Origin of the sequence: Nocardioides terrae (genome assembly GCF_900112345.1) — a bacterium.
Taxonomy (GTDB): Bacteria; Actinomycetota; Actinomycetes; order Propionibacteriales; family Nocardioidaceae; genus Nocardioides; species Nocardioides terrae.
In genome coordinates this window covers 91886-108977 of the sequence record NZ_FOLB01000006.1, presented here as the reverse complement: position 1 = coordinate 108977, position 17092 = coordinate 91886, and the positions used below count along the sequence as shown (strand labels likewise).

General features: G+C 70.9%; 16 protein-coding genes. 2 read left to right on the top strand and 14 right to left on the bottom strand.

The window, feature by feature from the left end; genetic code table 11:
• Window positions 1–2 precede the first annotated feature (2 nt).
• From efeB to BM236_RS09805, 10 genes are all read right to left on the bottom strand, one after another.
• Complete coding sequence (efeB, locus tag BM236_RS09850; RefSeq protein ID WP_281247643.1) at window positions 3–1274, bottom strand: iron uptake transporter deferrochelatase/peroxidase subunit; 1272 nt, start codon at window positions 1272–1274, stop codon at window positions 3–5.
• Window positions 1275–1279: 5 nt separating this feature from the next.
• The gene (gene efeO / locus BM236_RS09845; protein WP_091123058.1) at window positions 1280–2449 is read right to left on the bottom strand and encodes an iron uptake system protein EfeO; all 1170 of its coding nucleotides are present in this window, start codon (window positions 2447–2449) and stop codon (window positions 1280–1282) included.
• Between the two features lie 53 nt (window positions 2450–2502).
• A complete protein-coding gene (gene efeU, locus BM236_RS09840) occupies window positions 2503–3384 on the bottom strand; it encodes an iron uptake transporter permease EfeU (protein WP_091123055.1) in 882 nt (293 codons plus the stop codon).
• 78 nt (window positions 3385–3462) lie between these two features.
• The gene (locus tag BM236_RS09835; protein WP_091123345.1) at window positions 3463–4164 is read right to left on the bottom strand and encodes a DsbA family oxidoreductase; all 702 of its coding nucleotides are present in this window, start codon (window positions 4162–4164) and stop codon (window positions 3463–3465) included.
• Window positions 4165–4222: 58 nt separating this feature from the next.
• On the bottom strand, window positions 4223–5248 hold the full coding sequence (ilvC, locus tag BM236_RS09830; RefSeq protein ID WP_091123054.1) for a ketol-acid reductoisomerase: 1026 nt from the start codon (window positions 5246–5248) through the stop codon (window positions 4223–4225).
• A 43-nt stretch (window positions 5249–5291) separates the two neighbouring features.
• A complete protein-coding gene (gene ilvN, locus BM236_RS09825) occupies window positions 5292–5849 on the bottom strand; it encodes an acetolactate synthase small subunit (RefSeq protein WP_425434194.1) in 558 nt (185 codons plus the stop codon).
• Complete coding sequence (locus tag BM236_RS09820; RefSeq protein ID WP_245750240.1) at window positions 5846–7600, bottom strand: acetolactate synthase large subunit; 1755 nt, start codon at window positions 7598–7600, stop codon at window positions 5846–5848. Before BM236_RS09820 ends, ilvN begins: the two co-directional genes overlap by 4 nt.
• Window positions 7601–7843: 243 nt before the next feature.
• On the bottom strand, window positions 7844–8518 hold the full coding sequence (locus BM236_RS09815) for a 4a-hydroxytetrahydrobiopterin dehydratase (RefSeq protein WP_091123050.1): 675 nt from the start codon (window positions 8516–8518) through the stop codon (window positions 7844–7846).
• Window positions 8515–8934: a VOC family protein gene (locus BM236_RS09810; protein WP_091123047.1), complete on the bottom strand. Its 420-nt coding sequence runs from the start codon at window positions 8932–8934 to the stop codon at window positions 8515–8517. Before BM236_RS09810 ends, BM236_RS09815 begins: the two co-directional genes overlap by 4 nt.
• A 4-nt stretch (window positions 8935–8938) precedes the next feature.
• Window positions 8939–9661, bottom strand: a complete 723-nt coding sequence (locus tag BM236_RS09805; protein WP_091123341.1) for a GNAT family N-acetyltransferase — start codon at window positions 9659–9661, stop codon at window positions 8939–8941.
• Between the two features lie 93 nt (window positions 9662–9754).
• Between BM236_RS09805 and BM236_RS09800 the strand changes: the two genes are divergently transcribed.
• Complete coding sequence (locus BM236_RS09800; RefSeq protein ID WP_091123046.1) at window positions 9755–11443, top strand: APC family permease; 1689 nt, start codon at window positions 9755–9757, stop codon at window positions 11441–11443.
• On the opposite strand, the gene BM236_RS09795 is transcribed toward BM236_RS09800, so the two are convergent.
• The 4 genes from BM236_RS09795 to BM236_RS09780 are packed head-to-tail and all read right to left on the bottom strand — an operon-like array spanning window position 11440 to window position 16300.
• Window positions 11440–12444 carry an FUSC family protein gene (locus BM236_RS09795; protein WP_091123339.1) on the bottom strand — a complete coding sequence of 335 codons (1005 nt, stop codon included), beginning with the start codon at window positions 12442–12444 and terminating at the stop codon, window positions 11440–11442. The genes BM236_RS09800 and BM236_RS09795 overlap by 4 nt on opposite strands.
• A 16-nt stretch (window positions 12445–12460) precedes the next feature.
• A complete protein-coding gene (locus BM236_RS09790) occupies window positions 12461–13462 on the bottom strand; it encodes a hypothetical protein (protein ID WP_091123043.1) in 1002 nt (333 codons plus the stop codon).
• A 4-nt stretch (window positions 13463–13466) separates the two neighbouring features.
• The gene (gene ilvD / locus BM236_RS09785; protein ID WP_091123042.1) at window positions 13467–15164 is read right to left on the bottom strand and encodes a dihydroxy-acid dehydratase; all 1698 of its coding nucleotides are present in this window, start codon (window positions 15162–15164) and stop codon (window positions 13467–13469) included.
• Window positions 15165–15214: 50 nt separating this feature from the next.
• Complete coding sequence (locus BM236_RS09780) at window positions 15215–16300, bottom strand: WD40/YVTN/BNR-like repeat-containing protein (protein ID WP_091123039.1); 1086 nt, start codon at window positions 16298–16300, stop codon at window positions 15215–15217.
• A 54-nt stretch (window positions 16301–16354) separates the two neighbouring features.
• On the opposite strand from BM236_RS09780, the gene BM236_RS09775 reads away from it, so the two are divergent.
• The gene (locus BM236_RS09775) at window positions 16355–17092 is read left to right on the top strand and encodes a beta-phosphoglucomutase family hydrolase (protein WP_091123037.1); all 738 of its coding nucleotides are present in this window, start codon (window positions 16355–16357) and stop codon (window positions 17090–17092) included.

The following is a 17092-nucleotide window of genomic DNA, read 5'->3' as shown; positions in this document are numbered from 1 at the left end:
CGTCAGGCCTCGAACAGCGCCTGGCCGACGTACTCCCCCGGCCCGGTGCCGGGCGGGACGGCGAAGAGTGCCGACCCGGTGACCTGGAGGTACTCCATCATCGCGTCGTGCGCGGCCATCTTCGTCTGCAGCGGCACGAAGTGGGTGTCGGGGTTGCGGACGTAGGCCAGGAAGAACAGCCCCGCGTTGAGCACGCCGAGGTCGTTGGAGCCGTCGACGAAGTTGTAGCCGCGGCGCAGCATCCGGACGCCGCCGTTGAAGTCGGGGTGGACCAGGCGGACGTGGGAGTCATCCGGGATCACGGGACCGTCGTGCCCGGGCATGTCGAAGTCCGGCTTGGTGAACTCCGTCCCGCCCGAGAGCGGCGCACCGGTGTCCTTGGTCCGCCCGACGAACGACTCCTGGTCCTCGAGGGCCTGCCGGTCCCACACCTCGATGCGCATGTTGATGCGACGGGCGACCAGGTAGGAGCCACCGGTCAGCCACGCGGCCTTCGGGTCGTCGCCGTCGGCCACCCAGACGTGCTCGGAGAGGTCGTCCTTCTCCTCGGCCTTGACGTTCTGGGTGCCGTCCTTGAAGCCGAAGAGGTTGCGCGGCGTGTCCTGGTCGACCGACGTGGTCGACGTACGGCCGAAGCCGAGCTGGCTCCAGCGCACCGAGGCGGTGCCGAACGCGATCCGGGCCAGGTTGCGGATCGCGTGCACCGCGACCTGCGGGTCGTCGGCACAGGCCTGGACGCACAGATCGCCGCCGGAGCGGGTCGGCTCGAGCATGTCGCCCGGGAAGTGCGGCAGCGTCTTGAGCGCGGCCGGCTGCTTGGCGGCGAGCCCGAAGCGGTCCTTGCCGTCCTCGCTGCGGAAGAGGCCGGGGCCGAAGCCGAAGGTGATGGTCAGGCCGCTCGGCGGCAGCCCGATCGCCTCGCCGGTGTCGTCCGGGGGCAGGTTGCTCGCCCCCTGCGTGGGGCCGATCGGCCCGGCGCCCTCACCCTTCGTCATCCGCTCGGCCGCCTCGGTCCAGGCGGTGAGCAGCGCGACCAGGTCGTCGCGGGACTCGGTGGTGACGTCGAAGGCCGCGAAGTGCAGGCGGTCCTGGGCCGGCGTGACGATGCCGGCCTGGTGGGTGCCGCGGAACGCGTAGGACCGCGCCACCTCGCCGGCCCGGCCGGCGTTGTGGGCGGCGTCGTCGGCCGTGGCACGTCCGGCGGCGAAGCCACCGGCCCCGACCGCAACACCGGTCAGGGCCGTGGCGCCGCCGAGGAGGCCTCGGCGTGAGATTCCGGTCAGGACAGCACCGCCGCAGTGAGTCGGGAGAGTGGCTCGGACAGGGCGTTCACCGCGTCGGAGAGCGCCTTCTTGTCAGGATCGCTCACCTTGTCGTAGAAGGCGAAACCGTCACCCTGCTTCTGCTTGTCGAGCAGCGCCTGCAGCGCCTGGAAGCGCTCGTCGAGCTGCTTGCCCAGCTCGGGGTCCTTGCCCTCGACGATCGGCTTGACGCCCTCCCAGCCGACACGGGCACCGTCGACGTTGGCCTGGAAGTCCCACAGGTCGGTGTGGGACCAGGCCTCCTCCTCGCCGGTGACCTTGCCGTTGGCGACCTCCTCGAGCAGGCCGCGCGAGCCGTTGGCGATCTGGTCGACGGTGTAGTCGAGCCCGGCGATCCGGGAGTCCAGCGTCTTGATGTTGGTCATCAGGTCCTCGCCGTACGTCGCCCGCTGCTGCGGCTTGAGGGCCTGGTAGCCGGCCGGCGGCCACAGGTCCTTCTCGATGCGGTGCCAGCCGGTCCACTTCTGGCCGGGCTCGAGGTCCGCCTCGCGCGCGTCGGTCTTCGGGTCGAGGTCGCCGAAGGACTCCGCGACCGTCTCGATGCGCTCCCAGTGCATGCGCGCCTCGGGGTAGAGCGCGCGGGCCTCGTCGTCCTTGCCGGCCTTGTAGAGGTCGACGAACTTCTGCGTCGCGGTCACGAGCTGGTCGGACTGGTCGTTGACGTAGGCCTTGTAGTTGGCCAGCGCGGTGGCGGTGAGCTGCTGGTCGCCGGCCGAGACGGTGGGCGCGTCGGCGGCCGCCTCGACGGCGAAGTCGGCCCGGATGCCGTCGCCCTCCATGCCCGGCTTGCAGGCCGTGACGTACTTGCCCGGCGCCGCGTTGACGGTCAGCTTGCGGCTGATGCCCGGGCCGATGTTCTCGATCTCGGCCTTGATCGTCAGGCCGTCGGCGCCGAGGAGGTAGAACTCGGTCACCTGCGAGCCGGTGTTGGTGACCTCGAAGGTGAGCGTGCCGGCCGGGGCGCTGCTCGCCGAGACGTCGCACGCGTCGGCCGAGGAGCTGACCGTGAGGGCGCGCGGGTCGGACTTCTTGTCACCATCGGCCGACGAGGCGTTCTCGGTGCAGGCGGCGAAGACCGGCAGCGTGGCGAGTGCCGTGGCGGCCAGGGTCAGGGCAGGCTTGCGCATGGGCGGGGTCCTTCTCGGGTGGTACGACGGCCGGCGGCCGCTCGTGGGGGAGGTCAGTGGTGGACGGCGACGCTGCCGGACGGCGCTGCGGCCCGGGGCTGAGCCTGCGGAGCGCCGCTCCTCCGGCGGAAGAAGAGGAACATCACGGGGACGACGTAGAGCGCCCACACGACCGCCTCGAGCACGGTGGTCACGGGCGAGAAGTTGAAGACGCCCTTGAGGATCGTGCCGTACCAGGAGTTCGGGTCGATGACGTGCGAGACGTCGAACGCGATGGTGTGCAGGCCGGGCAGGATCCCGGCCTCCTGCAGGTCGTGGACGCCGTACGACAGCACGCCGGCGGCGACGAGGATGAGGAAGGCACCGGTCCAGGTGAAGAACTTGCTCAGGTTGATCGCGATGGCGCCGCGGTAGATCAGGTAGCCGAGCACGACGGCCGTCGCGAGGCCGAGCACGGCGCCGAGCAGCGGCTCCCAGGTGGGGGTGATCGAGCCGGCCGTCTCGCGGGTGCCGGCCTTGGTGGCGGCCCACAGGAAGAGCGCCGTTTCGAGCCCTTCACGGCCGACCGCCAGGGTGGCGACGACGACGAGCGACCAGCGGCTGCCCTCGGCGGCCTTGTCGATGGCGCCGCGCAGCTCGCCGCCCAGGCCGCGGGCGGCCCGGGCCATCCAGAAGACCATCCACGTCACGAAGGCGACGGCGACGATCGACAGGCTGCCGCCGATCGCCTCCTGCGCCTCGAAGGTGAGCCCGTTGGGGCCCCACGTGAGCAGCGCGCCGAAGCCGAGGGCGACCGCCACCGCGAGACCGACGCCGGCCCAGATCCGCTTCAGCAGGTGGGTCCGCCCGGTCCTGACGAGGTAGGCGACCAGGATGCTGACGACGAGCGCAGCCTCCAGCCCCTCACGCAGGCCGATCAGATAGTTCGCAACCACGCACGGCAGCCTACGACATTTGCTTAGGCTTGCCTAACCCCCGTGACGGCTGTCTCACTGCGCGAGTGGTCGGTGTGGTCAGATCGGGCAGCCGTCGGGTCCGCAGGCGCCGTCCGCCGCGCCGGCGACCATCTCGACCGCGGGGTGCGTCTCGCTCCAGGCGCGCTCGAGCAGCTGGCTGAAGAGCTCGGTGGGCTGGGCGCCCGAGACGCCGTACTTCTCGTCGACCACGAAGAACGGCACGCCGGTCGCGCCGTAGGCGCGCGCCTGCTCGATGTCGGCGCGTACGTCGGCGGCGAACTCGTCACCGGCGAGCACCGTGTCGACGCGGTCCGCAGGCAGCCCGGCGCCGACCGCGACCTCCCGCAGGGTCGCGGCGTCGGCGAGGTTGCGCGCCTCGACGAAGTTGGCCCTCATCAGGGCCTCCTTGAGCTCGGCCTGGTGGCCGGTCTCCTTGGCGAGGTGGAGCAGCCGGTGCGCGTCGAAGGTGTTGGCGTGGACGGTCTCGTCGTGGCGCCAGGCCATCCCCTCGGCGGCGGCGAGCTCGGTGACCCGGGCCTGCATCTGCGCGGCCTCCGTCGGGCTCACGCCGTACTTGTTCGCGAGCATCTCCTGCGCCGTCTCGGTGGCGACGGTCGGGGCAGTCGGGTCGAGCTGGAAGGAGCGGTAGACGACGTCGACGTCGTCGGCGTGGGCGAACCCTCCCAACGCCGCCTCGAGGCGGCGCTTGCCGATGTAGCACCACGGGCAGGCGATGTCGGACCAGATGTCGATGCGCACGGGCAGCACAGCAACGGGCCCGCCGGGAAGATTCCCGACGGGCCCGTGGCGACGTGGATCAGCGTGCGGCGGATCCGTCCGTGTAGTCGGCGTCCTGCTGCTTCCAGGAGAAGTGCGAGCGGAGCACCTTGCCGGTGGCCTCGATGGAGTGCTGGGCCTCCTTCTCGCGCAGCTCGAGGAACTCCTTGCCGCCGTTGTCCTGGTCGGCGATGAAGCGCTTGGCGAAGGAGCCGTCCTGGATCTCGTCGAGGACCTTCCGCATCTCGGCCTTGACCGCCGGGGTGATGATCCGCGGGCCGGAGACGTAGTCGCCGTACTCGGCGGTGTCGGAGACCGACCAACGCTGCTTGGCGATGCCGCCCTCCCACATCAGGTCGACGATGAGCTTGAGCTCGTGGAGGACCTCGAAGTAGGCGATCTCCGGCTGGTAGCCCGCCTCGGTCAGCGTCTCGAAACCCGCCTGGACGAGGTGCGAGACGCCACCGCACAGGACGGCCTGCTCACCGAACAGGTCAGTCTCGGTCTCCTCGGTGAAGGTCGTCTTGATGACGCCGGCGCGGGTGCCGCCGATGCCCTTGGCGTAGGCCTTGGCGACGTCCCAGGCCTGGCCCGAGGCGTCCTGCTCGACCGCGATGATGTCCGGGATGCCGCGGCCGGCGACGTACTCACGGCGCACCGTGTGGCCCGGGGCCTTCGGGGCGACCAGGATGACGTCGACGCCCTCGGGGACCTCGATGTAGCCGAAACGGATGTTGAACCCGTGTCCGAACACGAGGGTCTTGCCGGGCGTCACGTGCTGGGCGAGCTCGTTCGCGTAGAGGCCGCGCTGGTGCTGGTCGGGGGCCAGGATGACGATGACGTCGGCCTCGGCGGCGGCGTCGGCCGGGGTGAGGACGCGGAAGCCCTCGTCCTCCGCCTTCTGGATGCTCTTCGAGCCCGGCTGGAGCCCGACGCGCACGTCGACGCCGGAGTCGCGCAGGTTGAGCGCGTGCGCGTGGCCCTGGCTGCCGTAACCGATGACGGCGACCTTCTTGCCCTGGACCAGGGACAGGTCGGCGTCGTCGTCGTAGAAAATCTCAGCCACTTCGGGCTCTCCTTCTGTGATTTCTTGTCGTGGTACGGGAAGGTCAGGATGCTGCGGGAGGAGCGGGTACGGCGACCGGGCGGCCGGACCGCTCCGAGATGGACCGCGCGCCGCGACCGATCGCGACCATGCCCGACTGCACGAGCTCGCGGATGCCGAAGGGCTCGAGGACGCGGAGGAAGTCGGTCAGCTTGCCACTGTTGCCGATCACCTGGATGGTCACCGCGTCCGGGGCGATGTCGACGACCTTGGCCCGGAAGAGCTGCACCGCGTCGAGCACCTGGCCGCGCGTCTCCACCGTCGCGCCGACCTTGACGAGCAGGAGCTCGCGCTGGACGGCCTGACCCTGCTCGAGCTCGACGATCTTGATGACCTCCACCAGCTTGTTGAGCTGCTTGGTCACCTGCTCGAGCGGGGTCTCCTCGACGTTGACCACGATCGTCATCCGCGAGATGCCGACGTGCTCGGTCGGGCCCACCGCCAGCGACTCGATGTTGAAGCCGCGGCGGCTGAAGAGCCCCGCGATGCGGGCGAGAACACCGGGCCGGTCCTCGACCAGGACCGAGAGGGTGTGCTGACCGCCGATGATCTCCGTGCTCACAGGTCGTCCTCGTCGAACTTGGGCGCGAGGTCGCGCGCGTACTGGATCTGGTCGTTGCTGGCGCCACCGGCGATCATCGGCCACACCATGGCGTCCTTGTTGACGCGGAAGTCGACCACGACGGGGACGTCGTTGATCTCCATCGCCTTGGCGATGGTCGCGTCGACGTCGTCGGCCGACTCGCACGAGAGACCGACGCAGCCGTAGGCCTCGGCGAGCTTGGGGAAGTCGGGGATCCGGACGGCGCCCGCGTGGTCCTGCAGGTTCGTGTTGGAGTAGCGCTCGTTGTAGAAGAGCGTCTGCCACTGGCGGACCATGCCGAGGTTGCCGTTGTCGATGACGGCGACCTTGATCGGGATGCCCTCGATCGCACAGGTGGCCAGCTCCTGGTTGGTCATCTGGAAGCAGCCGTCGCCGTCGATGGACCACACCGTCGCGTCCGGGCGGCCGACCTTGGCGCCCATCGCCGCCGGCACCGAGTAGCCCATCGTGCCGGCGCCGCCGGAGTTGAGCCACGTGTTGGGGTGCTCGTAGCCGATGAACTGCGCCGCCCACATCTGGTGCTGTCCGACGCCGGCCACGTAGATCGCCTCGGGGCCGGCGATCGCGCCGAGCCGCTCGATGACGTACTGCGGCGCGAGGCCGTCGGCCGGCGTGTCGTAGCCGAGGGGGTAGCGCTTCTTGATTCCCGCGCAGTAGGCCACCCACGACTCGTAGTCGCCGACACGGCCGGCGGCCTGCTCGGCCTCGAGGACGACCAGCAGATCGGTGATCACCTCGCGGATGTCGCCCACGATCGGGACGTCGGCGTGCCTGTTCTTCCCGATCTCGGCCGGGTCGATGTCGGCGTGGATCACCGCCGCGCCCGGCGCGAAGGTGGAGAGGTCGCCGGTCACGCGGTCGTCGAAGCGCGCGCCCAGGCTGATGATCAGGTCGCTCTTCTGCAGGCCGGCGACGGCGGAGACGGTGCCGTGCATGCCGGGCATGCCGAGGTGCTGTGGGTGACTGTCGGGGAACGCCCCGCGCGCCATCAGCGTGGTGACGACCGGGATGCCGGTCAGCTCCGCGAGCCTGCGGAGCTCGCGGTGCGCGCGGGAGCGGATGGTGCCTCCGCCGACGTACAGCACGGGCTTGCGGCTGGCCAGCATGAGCCGGGCCGCCTCGCGGATCTGCTTGGCGTGCGGCTTGGTGATCGGTCGGTAGCCGGGAAGCTGCAGCTCGGCGGGCCACTCGAAGGTGGTCGACGCCTGCAGGGCGCTCTTCGCGATGTCGACGAGCACCGGGCCGGGCCTGCCGGTGGAGGCGATGTGGAACGCCTCGGCGATCCGGCGTGGGATGTCGGCGGCGTCGGTGACGAGGAAGTTGTGCTTGGTGATCGGCATCGTGATGCCGCGGATGTCGGCCTCCTGGAAGGCGTCGGTGCCGATCAGGCTCTCCGCCACCTGCCCGGTGATCGCCACCATCGGCACCGAGTCCATGTGGGCGTCCGCGATCGGGGTGACCAGGTTGGTCGCGCCCGGACCGGAGGTCGCCATGCACACGCCCACCCGGCCTGTCGCCGAGGCGTAACCCTCCGCGGCGTGACCCGCGCCCTGCTCGTGCCGGACGAGGATGTGACGCACCTTGGTGGAGTCCATGAGCGGGTCGTAGGCCGGGAGGATCGCGCCGCCCGGGATCCCGAAGATGTTGTCGGCGCCCGCCGCCTCCAACGACTTGACCAGGCTCTGTGCCCCGGTTATCTGGTCACTCATCTCGCTGTGGTTCCTCATCTGTGGTGTGGCTGTCGCCGGCTGATCCGCTGCTGCAACAAAAAACCCCCCGGCCGGAACGGCAGCGGAGGGGGACGCGTCGACTGAGTGGGCTCAGCGGGCGCGTCGCGTGCGTACGAGAATCTCCAGGCGCATGCCCGTCACGCTACTCGTCACCCGCCGATCCGTCATCCCGTCCCGCGGGGCGTCCCAGAATATGAGACGCCAATCCCAGGATGCGGCGAATCACTCGGGCGGCGGGGTGCGGCCCAGCCAGGTCGTGACGCACGCCTTGTTGCCCTCGGGGTCGGCCAGCACCCAGAACCGCGGCGCCCGGTCCTCGCTGACCATCGTCCCGCCCGCCTCGAGGGCGGCGGCGATCCGCTGCTGGGCGAACTCCGGCGGCACGCGTACGTCGAGGTGGAACCGCTGCCGCGGGGTCTCGTGCGGCTCGGTCTCCTGGAACCACATCGTGGGCAGCCGGCCGTCGGGGTCGACCAGCTCGTCGTCCTGCTCGCTGTCGACGTAGCCGAGGACCGCCCGCCAGAACGGCTTGACCGCTTCCACGTCGGCGGTGTCGAGGGCGAGCTCGGGGACCTGCAGCCTCCCGGTCTCCGGCGTCAGGTCGAGGCCGTCGGCGAGCTCGCTGATGATCCGCGCCAGGCTGACGTCGCGCTCGGTCACCCCGCCGGCGTCGTGGCTGGACAGCCGGACGTGGACGAAGCCGTAGCGCAGGTCGATGTCGGGGTGGTGGTCGGCCTTCTCCGCCTGCTCGGCGATCCGGTCGACGAACGCGACGCCCTGGGCGAAACCGCCCGTCCGGAACCGCGCGTGCAGCGCGGCGAAGAGCAGCCGCCAGTCGTCGAGCCGGGCGGCGGCGACGCCGTGGCCGTCCAGGATGCCGTCGGGCTGGTCCGTCATGGCAGCACCACCTCTGCGATCTCTCCGGGGACGAAGGCGACCTCCCAACGGTAGCCGTCGGGATCGGCGAAGTAACCGGTGTAACCGCCCCACTCCCGCTGGACCGCATCGCCCACCGGGTCGGCGCCCGCGTCGCGCGCGGTCCTGAGGGCGGCGTCGACCTCCTCCCGGGTGGCCACGTTGTGCGACAGGGTCAGCGGCGCGACCCCGTCACCACGCCGGATCGGCTGGCCCAGCTCGGCCTCGAAGTGGGTCTGGTCCCAGAGCGAGAGCAGCAGGTGCTCGCCGGTCCGGATCATGCAGACGTCGCCCTCGACGTACATGAACTCGCTCCACCCCAGCCCGTCGCAGTAGAACGCCCGGCTGGCCGCCACATCGCTGACCGCGATGCTGATGAGGCTGATCCTCTGGTCCATGGCATCACTCTCCCACCGCTCCCGTCAGCGCGCTCAGCGCAGTGAGCTGGCGCCCGGCGCCGTCGAAATTCGCCGGGTCCAGCCACCGCTCCTGCGCTGCCCGGACATCCGGCCACTCGGCGTCGGTGACCGAGAACCAGTCGGTGTCGCGGTTGCGTCCCTGCGTGACCATGTGGTGGCGGAACCGTCCCTCGTGGACGAAGCCGAGCCGGGCCGCCGCCCGTCGCGACGGCTCGTTGAGGCTGTCGCACTTCCACTCGAAGCGCCGGTAGCCCAGGTCGTCGAACGCGTGGCTCATGAGCAGGTGGATCGCCTCGGTCGCCGCCCGGGTCCGCTGCAGTGCCTTCGCGAAGAGGACGCCGCCGACCTCGACCTGGCCCGTGCGCGGCTCGATGCGCAGGTACGACGCCAGGCCGGCCGCCCGGCCGGCGTACTCCCCCTCGCTCGGGACGAGCGCGAACGTCACGTCGACGGGTGACTCGAGGACCGTCGCGAGGTGCATCCACAGGTCGGGCAGGCTCGCCGGTCGCGCGATGGGCCGGTAGGTCCACAGCTCGGCGTCCTCCGGCCCGCAGGTGGCCCCGAAGAGGTCGGAGTAGTGCGCGGAGGTGAGCGGGACCACGCGGACGTAGCGACCGGTCAGCGTCACCGGCTCGGGGCGCGGCCGCGGCTCCCAGCCCTCGACGAGGTCCCCGACGGGCTGGCCGAACTGGTTGATCTCAGGCACGGCGCCGAACATAGCCGCAGGCGGGGGTGGGTAAAGGACCGGCATCGACGGCCAGCCGTTGGAGCTGCCGCATGTCGCGACGGGAAGGATGCCATGACGTCCGTGGCCCATGACACCGACCAGGATCCCTCCGGGGATCACCCCAACCTGCGCAGGCACGTCGGCGTCGTCGGCCTCCTGTTCGCCAGCGTGGGCTCGATCATCGGGTCGGGCTGGCTGTTCGGCGCGCTGAACGCCTCGACCCAGGCCGGACCGGCCGCCACCATCTCCTGGGCGCTGGGCGGCTTCCTGATCCTGCTCATCGCCCTGGTGTACGCCGAGCTGGGCACGATGTTCCCCCTTTCCGGCGGCGTCGTCCGCTACCCGCACCTTTCCTTCGGCTCGTTCGCGAGCTACACCTCCGGGTGGATCACGTGGGTGGCCGTGGCGACGACCGCGCCGATCGAGGTGCTGGGCGCGCTGCAGTACGCCACGAAGTACGCCGACTTCACCAAGCCGCACTGCGTGTCCGGCTGCGGCACCGACAGCGAGGTCACCGTCCACACGCTCACCGCCATCGGCTACGTCGCCGCGGTGGTCCTGATGGCGCTGTTCGTGGTCGTCAACTACTTCGGCATCCGCTGGTTCGCGCGGCTCAACAATGTGCTGGTTGCCTGGAAGCTGTTGATCATCAGCGTCGTGGTCGTCGCGTTCCTCGTCACCGCGTTCCACGGCAGCAACTTCCACTCCGAGGGCTTCGCGCCGTCCGGCGTCCACGGCATCTTCAGTGCCATCGCGACCGGCGGGATCGTGTTCAGCTTCCTCGGCTTCCGCCAGGGCATCGAGCTGGCCGGCGAGACCGACAACCCCCGTCGCAACGTGCCGATCGCTGTGATCGGCTCGGTGCTCATCACGGGTGTCATCTACGTGCTGCTGCAGGTCGCGTTCATCGGCGCCCTCAAGCCGGGCCTGCTCTCCCACGGCTGGTCGAACCTCTCCTTCGACGACGACTTCGGCCCCCTCGCGGCAGTCGCGACGCTGCTCGGGCTCGGATGGCTGGCCGTGCTGCTCTACATCGACGCGATCGTCTCCCCCGGTGACACGGGTCTGATCTACACCACGATCACCTCACGCATCTCCTACGCGATGGCGCGCAACGGGAACGCGCCTCGAGCCCTGGCACGGACCACCGATCGGGGTGTCCCGATGATCAGCCTGATCGTGACGTTCGTCGTCGGCCTGGTCGTCTTCCTGCCCTTCCCGAGCTGGCAACAGCTGGTGGGGTTCATCTCCTCGGCGACGGTGATGTCCTTCGCATCGGGTCCCCTGGTGCTCGCGGCCATGCGCAAGCAGCAGCCCGACCGGGAGCGCCCCTTCCGCCTGCCGGGTGGCCACGTCATCCCGGTGCTGGCGTTCTGGGCGTCGAACATGATCGTCTACTGGTCGGGCTGGGACGTCGACTGGAAGCTGATGGTGGCGGTGCTGATCGGCTTCGCGCTGCTCGGCATCTTCGTCCTGACCGGCCAGGTGCACCTCCCCGACCTGGCCCTGTCCTCAGGTGCGGCGTGGGTGTTCCCGTGGCTCATCGGTGTCACCGTGATCTCCTACCTCGGCAGCTTCCCCGACCCGGGGGCCGGCAACCGCGGCATGCTCAACTTCGAGTGGTCGGCGGGCCTGATGGGCCTGCTCTCGATCATCGTCTACGTGCTGGCCTACCGCTTCCGGCTCAGCCCGGAGGAGGCCGCCCGGCACATCGAGGCCACCGAGGAGGAGGCCCGCGTCGAGGACGCGGAGCTCGGCTAGCTCGTGCGCGGTCGGCTCAGGTAGCCGACGGCGATGCCCACGACCACCCCGATCACCGTCTCGACGCCCCGGTCGCGAAGCAGCTCGCCGGTCGGCACGGGCGCGACGAGGTGGACCATCAGCAGCGCCAGCGGCGTCACCAGGACGAGCGCCAGCGCGTAGTTGCGGCCGACGAGCAGCTCGGCGCCCGCCTGGAGCACGGCGACGAGCACGACGAGGCCGAGACCGCGGACGTCGAGCGCGAAGAAGGCCCACCCGACGAGCAGGCCGAGGCCCGTCCCGACCACGCGGTGCAGGCCGCGGGTGACCTGGGTCGTCAGGTCCCGCGCCACGAGGGGTACGACGGCCGACACCATCGCCCAGTAGGGCCGGCCGATCCCCGCCGAGGTGGCGATCGTCCCCGCGATGAGCACACCGGCGCCGGACTGCAGCGCATAGCGGGTCACGCCCTCGACCGCGCCGCCGATCGGCTGGGCGGGCGCGAGCGGCGTCGCGGACCGCACCCGGCGAACGGCCGGGCCGGCCATCCCGACGAGCACCGCGAACAGCGCGGTCGCGGCCGAGACCAGGATCGCCGGCGCGACGTCGGCGGACGTGGCCGGCGCCGAGGCGACGGCGGCGAAGGCGAAGACCTGGAAGAGCGAGCCGGGCGGGTGCCAGCCACGACGGGTCGACTCGTAGGAGGCCCCCACCGCCACCGCGGCGGCGAACGGCACCGACAGCCAGGCCCGCTGGTCGCTGAGCCCGACCAGCACGCCGAGCGTCACGACGGCCACCTGCGTGATCCCGGCCTCGACCTGCAGGGAGAGCCGGGCGCGGTCGGTGCGATCCCGGCCGTAGAGCGAGGTGAAGGCACCGAACACGGCGTAGATCGACCACGCCAGGTGGTCGGACGTCCACAGGACCAGGAGCGGCACGAGGACGGAGACGGCCGAGCGCAGGGCGATCCGGTGGGCGCCCGCGTGAGGACCGAGCGTCAGCAGCCGGCGCAGCAGACCCATGGCCATCCCGTTGCCCTCACTGGAAGCTGACGAACCTGACGCGCGGCCGCACCTTGCCGACGGCGGCGGCGCCCATGCGGTGGACGTCCTCGTCGTAGAACAGCTTGAAGCCCATGGTGAACTGCCGCGGCCGGGCGACGTTCCGGTAGGTCGCGAGCTTCTGCTGGCGGGTGCCGAAGCCGTCGACGTGCTGCACCATCGCCAGGCCGGGCCGGGCCACGACCCGCTCCGGGTGGACGACCATGTCGCGGCGGAACTGGTGGAGGAGGAAGAGCTTCTGCGGCAGCCGGTGCCGCGCCACGAGCCTGGACAGCATCGCCGAGACGCGGTCGACCTCGGCGGCCCCGACGGTGCCGACGCGACGACCGGGCACGCCGCCGCGCGCCATCCGCCACTCCGGGTCGAGCGCCAGCCCGACCCACGGGTCGCGCAGTGCCCACGCCCAGCGGCGTACGACGGAGTCGAACCGTGCCTTGCCGGGCTGGACGTCGAGCACGACGAGGGCATCGTGACGGTGCGCGGCGTCGATGTAGGACCGGACCTGGCGCCGGCTGATGTCGTGGTTGTAGTCGCCGTCCTTGCCCGGGTGGGCGTCGGCGATCGTGACGATCAGCTCGTAGACCGGCTGGACCGGACGCCCGGGTCGCGCGAACGGGGCGGCCGCCCGCGTCAGCCGACGCTGCATCCGCTCGGGTGTGCCCTCCCCGAGCACGCCGAGAGCACCGCTGCCCGCGGTGCCGTAGTAGGCGACGAGGAAGCGGTTGTCCGCGAAGACGCGGGTGCGGCCGCCGGGCAGCGTGGCTGGCGCCGAGTCGGCGACCGTCCGTGTCGCCGAGGCCGCCGATGACCGGCCGCCCGGTGCCGCGGCCGCCGATGAGCCCTCGGCTCCCCGGCCGGTCGGAACAGTTGCCTGCTCACTGCTCCAGACGGCACCGGTGACCAGGGCAGCGACCAGCACCAGGCCGGTCAGGACCGGCGCGGCGGTGGCGAGGTGCCCGAGTCGGCGTCCCCTCAGCACGTGGTCAGCTGGTGACGGCGCCGAGGGCGGCCGACTTCACCGTCTTGGCGTACTTCCCGAGCACGCCACGGGTGTATCTCGGCGGCAGCGGCTCCCAACCGGCCTTGCGCTGCTCGATCTCGTCCTCGCCGACCTCGAGGTCGAGACGCTGGTTGAGCACGTCGAGGACGATCGGGTCGCCGTCGCGGACGAAGGCGATCGGCCCGGCGTCGACCGCCTCGGGCGCGATGTGGCCGACGCACAGCCCGGTGGTGCCGCCGGAGAAGCGGCCGTCGGTGATGAGCAGCACGTCCTTGCCGAGGCCGGCGCCCTTGATGGCGCCGGTGATGGCGAGCATCTCGCGCATGCCCGGGCCGCCCTTGGGGCCCTCGTAGCGGATGACGACGACGTCGCCGGCGACGATCCGGCCCTGCTCGAGGGCGTCCATCGCGGCGCGCTCGCCGTCGAAGACGCGAGCGGTGCCGCGGAAGACGGTGTCGTCGAAGCCGGCCGTCTTGACGACAGCGCCCTCGGGCGCGAGCGTGCCCTTGAGGATGGTGAGGCCGCCGGTCGCGTGGATGGGCCGCTCGAAGGAGTGGATCACCTCGTCGTCGACAGCCGGCGGCGCGAGCTCGGCGAGGTTCTCCGCCATCGTCCTGCCCGTCACGGTCAGCGTGTCGCCGTGCAGCAGGCCGGCGTCGAGAAGCGCCTTCATGACGACGGGGATGCCGCCGATCTTGTCGACGTCGTTCATGACGTACTTGCCGTAGGGCTTCAGGTCGGCCAGGTGCGGCACCTTCGCACCGATCCGGGTGAAGTCGTCGAGGGTCAGGTCGACCTCGGCCTCGTTGGCGATGGCCAGCAGGTGGAGGACGGCGTTCGTGGAGCCGCCCAGCGCCATGACGACCGTGATGGCGTTCTCGAACGCCTCCTTCGTGAGGATCTGGCGCGCGGTGATGCCCTGACGGAGCAGGTTGACGACGGCCTCTCCCGAGCGGTGCGCGAAGCCGTCGCGACGGCGGTCGACGGCCGGCGGGGCGGCGGAGCCGGGCAGGGACATGCCGAGCGCCTCACCGACCGCGGCCATGGTGTTGGCGGTGTACATGCCGCCGCAGGCGCCCTCGCCGGGGCAGATCGCCTTCTCGATGCGGGTGACCTCGTCGCGGCTCATCTTCCCCGCGAGACAGGCACCGACCGCCTCGAAGGCGTCGATGATCGTGACGTCACGGCCGTCGACCTGTCCGGGCATGGTCGAGCCGGCGTACAGGAACACCGAGGCCAGGTCGAGGCGGGCGGCGGCCATCAGCATCCCGGGGAGCGACTTGTCGCAGCCGGCGAGCAGCACCGAGCCGTCGAGCCGCTCGGCGCTCATCACGACCTCGACGGAGTCGGCGATCACCTCGCGGGAGACCAGCGAGAAGTGCATGCCCTCGTGGCCCATCGAGATGCCGTCGGAGACCGAGATGGTGCCGAACTCCAGCGGGTAGCCGCCGGCGGCGTGGACGCCGTTCTTGACGGCCTTCGCCAGCCGGTCGAGGGAGAGGTTGCAGGGGGTGATCTCGTTCCAGGACGAGGCGACGCCGACCTGCGGCTTGGCGAAATCGTCGTCCCCGAGGCCCACCGCGCGGAGCATCCCTCGCGCTGCGGTGGCCTCCAGGCCGTCGGTCACCGCGCGCGAGCGCGGCTTGATGTCGACTTCACGGGGCTCGGAGGTCTCGCTCATGGGCAAAGATTAGCGTCGGCGTCGCCCACGGCCGGCGCGGTGTCCACGGCTCAGCTGAGGGCGGCCGCGCGCACCACCATGACGTCCGGCAGTTCGCTGATGATCTCGCGCCATGACTCACCGGCGTCGTTGGAGGCCCACACGGTGCCGTTGCGAGCGCCCACATAGACCCCCGCCTGCTCGTGGTCGTCGACGCACATCGCGTCGCGCATGACCGCGACGTAGCACGGGTCGGGCAGGCCCTTGTCGAGCGCCTCCCAGGTCTCCCCCGCGTCCCGCGAGCGCCACACCCGCGCCTTCGCCTCGGGCGGGAAGCGGCTCTCGCCGGCCCCGATCGGGAACGTGTAGATCGTGTCGGGCTCGTGCGGGTGGACCACCATGGCGAACCCGAAGTCGGTCGGCAGGCCGTCGGCGATCGACTTCCAGGTGGCGCCCTCGTCGTCGGAGCGGTACACGCCGCCGTGGTTCTGGAGGTAGAGCCGCTCGGGCCGGGAGGGGTGCCGGGCGACCTTGTGCACGCACTGGCCGAACTCCGGGAACTGCATGCCCTCGGGCAGGAAGATCGCCCGCAGCCCGTCGTTCCTCGGCTGCCAGGACACGCCGCCGTCCCGGGTCTGGTAGACACCGCCGGTGGAGATCGCCGCGGTCAGCGATAGCGGGTCGGTCGGGTGCGGCAGGAGGGTGTGGAACGCCTGGCCGCCGAAGCCCGCGTTCCACTCGGTCCGGTGGGGGTGGTCCCACAGCCCGCGCTCGAGCTCGAAGCTCCTGCCGCCGTCGGTGGAGCGGAAGATCGCTCCCGGCTCCGTGCCGGCCCAGATGGTGCGGCCGGCCGTCGCATCGGAGGGAGCGCCGGGCATCAGCTGCCAGATCCGGGCGACACTCGCGTCGACGTCGTCGGGGAACTTGACCGAAGCCTCGGTCCAGGTCTCCCCGCCGTCCTCGCTCGTCCGGACCAGCGAGCCCAGCCAGAGTGAGGACGCCCCGGCCAGGATCCGGCCCGTGCCCGGCTCGATCATGCAGGAGTAGATCTCCTCCATGTTGTGGTGGGGACCCGAGAAGCTCCACTCCTCACGAGCGTCGTCCGACGTCCCGATCCACAACCCCTTGCGCGTACCCACCAGCAGCCTCGTCGCCATGACATCACCATGCTCCTGCAGCACGCGCGCGCGCCAGGGCAATAACCTGCAGGCATGGAGTCCGTCGACTGGAACCGGTACGCCGCCGTCCTCTTCGACCTGGACGGGGTGATCACTCCGACCGCGGTCGTCCACATGGCCGCCTGGTCGGACCTGTTCAACGACTATCTCTCCGAGCACTACCCCGAGCAGGCGCCCTACACCGATGCGGACTACTTCGCCCACGTCGACGGCAAGCCGCGCTACGACGGGGTGCGCGACTTCCTCGTCTCCCGCGGCATCTCGCTGCCCGAGGGCAGCTCCGACGACCCGCCCGACGCGCTGACCGTGCGCGGGCTGGGCAACCGCAAGAACGACGCCTTCAACAAGGTCCTCGACCGCGACGGCGTGGAGGCCTACCCCGGCTCGGTCGTGCTGCTCGACCACCTGCGCGAGGTCGGCATCAGCCTCGGGGTGGTGTCCTCCTCGGCCAACGCCCGGCACGTGCTCCAGGCCGCCGGGCTGCTCGACCGCTTCGGGACGGTCGTCGACGGCGCCGTCGCCGACGAGCTCGGGCTGGCCGGCAAGCCTGCCCCGGACACCTTCCTCCACGCCGCGGAGGCGCTCGGTGCCGCAGCCGCCGACGCCGTCGTACTGGAGGATGCGCTGTCGGGCGTCGCGGCCGGTGCCGCCGGCCGGTTCGGGCTCGTCGTGGGCGTGGACCGCGGTGCGGGTCGGACCGCGCTGGTCAACGCGGGCGCCGACGTCGTGGTCACCGACCTCGCCCAGCTCGTGCCGGGGGCCCACCGATGA

Bases quoted from the DNA above. Each gene is read 5' to 3' on its own strand.
- ilvD (WP_091123042.1), bottom strand. From the start codon at position 15,164: ATGAGCGAGACCTCCGAGCCCCGTGAAGTCGACATCAAGCCGCGCTCG.
- BM236_RS09780 (WP_091123039.1), bottom strand. From the start codon at position 16,300: ATGGCGACGAGGCTGCTGGTGGGTACGCGCAAGGGGTTGTGGATCGGG.
- BM236_RS09800 (WP_091123046.1), top strand. From the start codon at position 9,755: ATGACGTCCGTGGCCCATGACACCGACCAGGATCCCTCCGGGGATCAC.
- efeO (WP_091123058.1), bottom strand. From the start codon at position 2,449: ATGCGCAAGCCTGCCCTGACCCTGGCCGCCACGGCACTCGCCACGCTG.
- BM236_RS09815 (WP_091123050.1), bottom strand. From the start codon at position 8,518: ATGACGGACCAGCCCGACGGCATCCTGGACGGCCACGGCGTCGCCGCC.
- BM236_RS09775 (WP_091123037.1), top strand. From the start codon at position 16,355: ATGGAGTCCGTCGACTGGAACCGGTACGCCGCCGTCCTCTTCGACCTG.
- BM236_RS09820 (WP_245750240.1), bottom strand. From the start codon at position 7,600: ATGAGTGACCAGATAACCGGGGCACAGAGCCTGGTCAAGTCGTTGGAG.
- BM236_RS09795 (WP_091123339.1), bottom strand. From the start codon at position 12,444: ATGGGTCTGCTGCGCCGGCTGCTGACGCTCGGTCCTCACGCGGGCGCC.
- BM236_RS09810 (WP_091123047.1), bottom strand. From the start codon at position 8,934: ATGGACCAGAGGATCAGCCTCATCAGCATCGCGGTCAGCGATGTGGCG.